Raw genomic sequence first — 1,104 nt, 5'->3', positions numbered from 1 at the left:
GAAGCAAAGAAACTTCTCGCCTCTACTGCATTGGCTTGGATACGAAAACGCTTTGACGTTCCGTTATCAGAAGAAACATTGGAGTCTAAGTTAGGCATAAGATCCGCTTCTACCGAAGAAGGAATTTCCTCCAACGCGCGGCTATTCGCTTGATTGATAGATTCATTGAGAGCTTGCTTCACTTCAACCGGATCGCGGTGACCCATCGAACATCCCATTAAAGAAGCAATCGTTATTCCTACAACTAATTTGCGCATATCTGATCAGGCTCTGGTTATTATTTTTTTACGTTTAAACCAAAAAGCTCAAGGTTCCACTGACGGCTACCACGCTTTAAAGTTACAAATTCACTATTGATGCTTGCTACTCGATAACCGTTAAACAGTTCACCCTGTTCGACAAGTCGGTTATTCATGATTGCGACACATTCGGTATTTGGCTTACAGACAATGCTGTTCAGTGTCGGCAAGCGGTATTGTTTCGCTTTGGGCTTGGCAGACACCTCTGCTGGTTTTTGCCAACCAAGTGGTGCAGTTGGATCCTGATTTGCCAAGACTGAACCAGACAAGGCGATAGCCGCGATTGAGATAATGAGTTTTTTAACCACCGATAAACTCCTCTCGAGAACCTAATGTGTACACTTCAAGCACTAATTTCGCTTTTGGATATTCTTCTACTTTGTAACTGAAGCTACGCCAAAAATAGCTGGCAGGTAAGCTCTCTAACTTGTTTAAGTAGTTGGCGATAGAAAAGTAGTCACCAGTTAGCTCCATACGCACTGGGTGTACGTAGTAGCCAGAGTATTGTGATGCTTCTTTATCTTCTGTGATCGGCTCAGATGGCAGAGTCTGCAATGACACCAAGTGAATGCCACTTTGCTGCTCTAATACGCTCTCTAATACGCCCGCCATTTGTGAAGGCGTTACCAAGTGTTCAATAATTTGTGACAACTGCATCGAAAGATGCTGACTTTCCGTCAACAGGTTGGAAATTTCCAAATCAATATCCGCGTTTGGATCTTTCTTCAATTGAGCCTTAACACGTAAAATATCAATTTCTGTTTTTTGGTTTGACTGCTTTAAGTTACTCAGCTGTCTTTCATTG

Annotated in this window: 2 protein-coding genes and 1 pseudogene; all 3 read right to left on the bottom strand. The window is 42.7% G+C overall.

The genetic code is table 11. The annotated features are described in order from the left end of the window. A pseudogene (locus tag R7E00_RS24785) lies at positions 1-257 on the bottom strand (pilus (MSHA type) biogenesis protein MshL); the annotation flags it as partial. Positions 258-277: 20 nt separating this feature from the next. Next, positions 278-607 carry an MSHA biogenesis protein MshK gene (locus R7E00_RS24780; protein WP_005481006.1) on the bottom strand — a complete coding sequence of 110 codons (330 nt, stop codon included), beginning with the start codon at positions 605-607 and terminating at the stop codon, positions 278-280. Then, positions 600-1,104: type 4a pilus biogenesis protein PilO (gene pilO, locus R7E00_RS24775; protein ID WP_318124869.1), on the bottom strand; the 505-nt coding region annotated here is incomplete at its 5' end. The genes pilO and R7E00_RS24780, both read right to left, overlap by 8 nt.

It is taken from the genome of Vibrio sp. Vb1755, assembly GCF_033338635.1.
Taxonomy (GTDB): domain Bacteria; phylum Pseudomonadota; class Gammaproteobacteria; order Enterobacterales; family Vibrionaceae; genus Vibrio; species Vibrio alginolyticus.
This window is presented reverse-complemented; position numbering and strand designations above follow the sequence as displayed.